This window comes from Marinobacter sp. UBA5687 (assembly GCF_002420325.1).
In the GTDB taxonomy this organism is placed as follows: Bacteria; Pseudomonadota; Gammaproteobacteria; order Pseudomonadales; family Oleiphilaceae; genus Marinobacter; species Marinobacter nauticus.
The window spans coordinates 14,331-18,197 of the sequence record NZ_DIHV01000005.1 but is presented as its reverse complement, the minus strand read 5'-3'; the positions used below and the strand labels follow the sequence as shown (position 1 = coordinate 18,197).

Genomic DNA, 3,867 nt, shown 5'->3' with positions numbered 1-3,867 from the left:
GAACCATCCCACCACCGGTTCGAGAAGCGACAACCCCGTCGCCCATACAATCAGCACCACCAGCAGGAAAACCGACGCGATCACCACCTGACTGTAGGGCAAGTCTGATAGCGCAACCGGCAGGGAAACAAAAAGCAGGCTGAAACCCCGCTCACCCTCAAGGCTGCTACCGTCCGCTGCAACTGAAAACATCATCAATCCGGCCATGATGGCGACCAGGGTGTCCATCAACACTACAGCGAGTATCGAGCGCTTCAGGCGGGTATGGCTGGTGGAATAGGCGCCAAATATGGCCCACACTCCCATTCCGAGACCCAAGGTATAAAAAGCATGAAAGAACGCTGCCTTGATACTGGCCGCTGTTACCTGCTCCGGCCGCATCACCAGAACGTGATCTATCCCGGACTGCAAGCTCCCCCGCATGGCTGCCAGCCCGAACAGCACCAGCATCAGCAGCAGGGTGCAGGGGACGATCATGCGCATCGACCGCTCCAGCCCCTTGACCACCCCTCGGGCCGAAACCGCAACCACAAGAATCACGAAGAAAACATGCCAGGCCATAAACTGCCGATAGTGACCCGGGTCCGACACCAACTCCGACAGTACGGCAGTTGCTGACGCCGCCGAAGCGCCCTCGAAGCGGTCAGCAGCCCCAAAAAAGATGTAGGCCAACACAATACCGCCAAATACGGCCGTGAAAGAGAGCACCACGAAGGCCGCAATAATGCTCAACGGCCCTGCCAACCGCCAGAACGGTGAGCAACCAGCGTTTTTCACCATGCCGTCCATGGCCAGCACAATCCCATGCCGGGCATGACGGCCAATCACCGCCTCCGTCACCATTAACGGCAAGGTAACCACCAGCAGACAGGCCAGGTACAGCAAGATAAACAGACCGCCGCCGTGGATACTGGCCAGATAGGGAAACTGCCACAGATTGGCCAGGCCAACCGTGGCACCCACAGAAGCCCAGAAAAAGGTAGATTTTCGGGTAAACGACCCTATTGACGTCTGGTACTTGCGCAGCATTACTTCCCCAGGCAGTGATGAGCGCATCATTGTAGCCGAAGCAAGCCGGCAGGAACGATACAAAACCCGAGCCAGACGGCGAATCCGTGACCCCTCTTGCACTCCTGCGCTACAATGCGCGCTTTGCTGGCGCACCGACGAGCCCAGCACCGTCATTCTTCCGATCCCGGACAGGATTCATGAGCAAGAAGAAAGCAAACGCCCCAACCAGCAACACCATCGCCCTGAACAAGAAGGCGAAGCACGAATACCATATTGAGGAGCGCTTCGAGGCTGGCCTGGCCCTGCTTGGCTGGGAAGTGAAGTCGTTGCGTGCCGGCAAGGCACAACTGGTTGATGCCTATGTACTGCTGAAGGATGGCGAAGCCTGGCTGCTGGGCTCCCACATCACGCCTCTGAATACTGCCTCTACCCATGTGATTGCGGACCCGACCCGCACTCGCAAACTGCTACTGCACGCCAAGGAAATCGCCAAGATTGTCGGCCAGGTGAATCAGGCGGGTTACACCTGCATCCCCCTCGCGCTTTACTGGAAAAAGAACAAGGTGAAATGCGAGATCGCCCTGGTGAAAGGCAAGAAGCTGTTCGACAAGCGCGCCACCGAGAAAGAGCGCGACTGGAATCGCCAGAAGCAGCGCATCATGCGTGAGGCCAACACCTGACACCAAAACTGTGTCGCATATGCACCCTCTTTGCTGATTCCAAAAAGCCTCCTATACTTTGAGGTCTTTCTTCAGCTGGCCCCGATGGCAGTACCAGGCGGCCCGGACTCCGGTACAAAGCATAGGGAGGGCTTATGTCAGCAAAACGGACGGTCATGACGTCGGTCGATCGCTCCTGGTTACGCATGGATACCCCGGAAAATCCCATGATGATTTCCGCGGTACTGGCCTTTGAGCACCCCATTCCGCTCAAGCGACTCAAGCGCACGCTGGAAGAACGCTTCCTGAAATTCCGGCGCTTTCGCCAACGCATCGTTGACAAAGGTGACAAAGTCTACTGGGAAGACGATCCCCTGTTCGACCTGGACAATCACCTGCACACCATCGCCCTGCCAGGCAATGCCGGCAAATCGGAACTCCAGGCGCTGGCCAGTGATTTCAACAGCACCGCTCTCGATTTCCGCCGGCCACTCTGGCAGATACACTACATCGACAACTATGAGAACGGCTGCGCCCTGTTAATCAGGATTCACCACTGTATTGCCGATGGCATTTCACTGGTGCGGGTACTGCTTTCGCTGACCGATCGCACTCCTGAACCCAAGCTCGAGCGCGTTGCACACCCAAAGCTACCCGCAAAACCCAACGGCACACCCGCCAGCCGGTTCCTGCACCGGATTGTAGACAGCACCCAGGCTGCCTGGGGACAGGCCAACCTGTTCGTCGATTCCATCCGCAAAGAGCCCGATTACCCACTGAAGCTGGCCACCACTGCCGGCGGCATTGTTATGGACCTGGCCAAACTGGGGCTTGCCCCCTTCGAGCCGAAAACCAGCCTGAAAAGCCCGCTGCTGGGCCGCAAACAGGTGGCCTGGGCCGAACCTCTTGAACTGGAAACCGTGAAACAGTGCGCCAGGACACTGGGCGGGACCGTCAACGACGTTTTACTGTGTGCTGCCACCGGTGCCCTGAGCCGGCATTTTACGGAGCACGGCCAGAGTATTCCGGACTGCGGCATTCGGGTTGCCGTTCCTTTCAACCTGAGGCCACTGGACCAGCCCATCGAAACTCTCGGCAATCAGTTTGGCTTGGTGCTGGTGTGCCTGCCTGTTGAGGTAACGGATCCGATCATGTGTTTCCGCCAGGTTCAGGAAAACATGAACCGGCTCAAACGGTCCTACCAGGCCCAGGTAACCTATAGCTTGCTGGACCTGTTTGGCCGCGGCCCGGACATTCTCGAACGCCGAGCTCTGGACCTACTCAGCAGCAAGGCCTCGGCGGTGCTGACCAATGTTCCCGGCCCACGCCATGCGGTTTACCTGGCGGGCAGCAAACTGGTTCAACCCATGTTCTGGGTACCCCAGAGTGGCAACATCGGTATTGGCATGAGCATTTTCAGTTACGCCGGCACGGTACAATTCGGCATAACGGTCGACAAAGGCATCAAAGCCGACCCGGGCGCGGTAATGGATTATTTCCGTGACAGCTTCGAGAACCTACATCAGGCTGCACTCACGAAAGCCGGCGCCGGCGGTTTCCGCCAGGCCTCCTAGGCTCACCAACGCCAGGCGTAGGTACAAATAGTAACGCCGTTACACAAAGAAGCCTTGAAGTCCGGCAATCCGGACACATATACTGAAAGAACAAGGGGACGACTTGGCTTCGACGCCGGTGACGAACCCTTGGGTGCATGCCGAGATGGCAGCGAATCTCGTAAATCCAAAGCTGCAACGTAATAGTCGCAAACGACGAAAACTACGCACTGGCGGCGTAAGCCGTTCCAGTCGTCCTGGCTGAGGCGCCTATAACTCAGTAGCAACATCCCAGGACGTCATCGCTTATAGGCTGCTCCGTTCATCAGAGCTCACTGGTGTTCGGCTAAGATTAAAGAGCTCGCCTCTTGCACCCTGACCTTCGGGTCGCTTGAGGTTAAATCAATAGAAGGACACTAAGCATGTAGACCTCAAGGCCTAGTGCTGGCGGACGCGGGTTCAATTCCCGCCGTCTCCACCACCTTCCAGAAAAAAGCCCCTGTTTTCAGGGGCTTTTTTCGTTTCTGACCTTCCGTTTTTTCTTCAGGTGTCATCGGCGCTTAACCTTGCCTAACCCCACCAACTGACGTAAAACAACCCTATATCGAGTGGTTAGCAAGCAATACACCCCCGGTATTGCCCGT

The 3,867-nt window shown here is 57.0% G+C and carries 3 protein-coding genes and 1 other RNA gene; 3 read left to right on the top strand and 1 reads right to left on the bottom strand.

The window, feature by feature from the left end; genetic code table 11:
- On the bottom strand, positions 1-1,029 hold a 1,029-nt coding region (locus B3Y70_RS00355; RefSeq protein ID WP_288589037.1), incomplete at its 3' end, for a sodium-dependent transporter.
- A gap of 179 nt (positions 1,030-1,208) precedes the next feature.
- Between B3Y70_RS00355 and smpB the strand changes: the two genes are divergently transcribed.
- The 3 genes from smpB (at position 1,209) to ssrA (ending at position 3,704) form a co-directional block, all read left to right on the top strand.
- Positions 1,209-1,691, top strand: coding sequence for an SsrA-binding protein SmpB (gene smpB, locus B3Y70_RS00350; RefSeq protein ID WP_011786782.1), 483 nt, complete (start codon positions 1,209-1,211; stop codon positions 1,689-1,691).
- Positions 1,692-1,825: 134 nt separating this feature from the next.
- Positions 1,826-3,244, top strand: a complete 1,419-nt coding sequence (locus B3Y70_RS00345) for a WS/DGAT/MGAT family O-acyltransferase (RefSeq protein ID WP_273031414.1) — start codon at positions 1,826-1,828, stop codon at positions 3,242-3,244.
- A gap of 94 nt (positions 3,245-3,338) precedes the next feature.
- Positions 3,339-3,704: a transfer-messenger RNA gene (ssrA, locus tag B3Y70_RS00340) on the top strand.
- The last annotated feature ends 163 nt before the right edge of the window (positions 3,705-3,867 follow it).

Coding starts and splice junctions, on each gene's coding strand:
- smpB (WP_011786782.1), top strand. CDS start 1,209: ATGAGCAAGAAGAAAGCAAACGCCCCAACCAGCAACACCATCGCCCTG.
- B3Y70_RS00345 (WP_273031414.1), top strand. CDS start 1,826: ATGTCAGCAAAACGGACGGTCATGACGTCGGTCGATCGCTCCTGGTTA.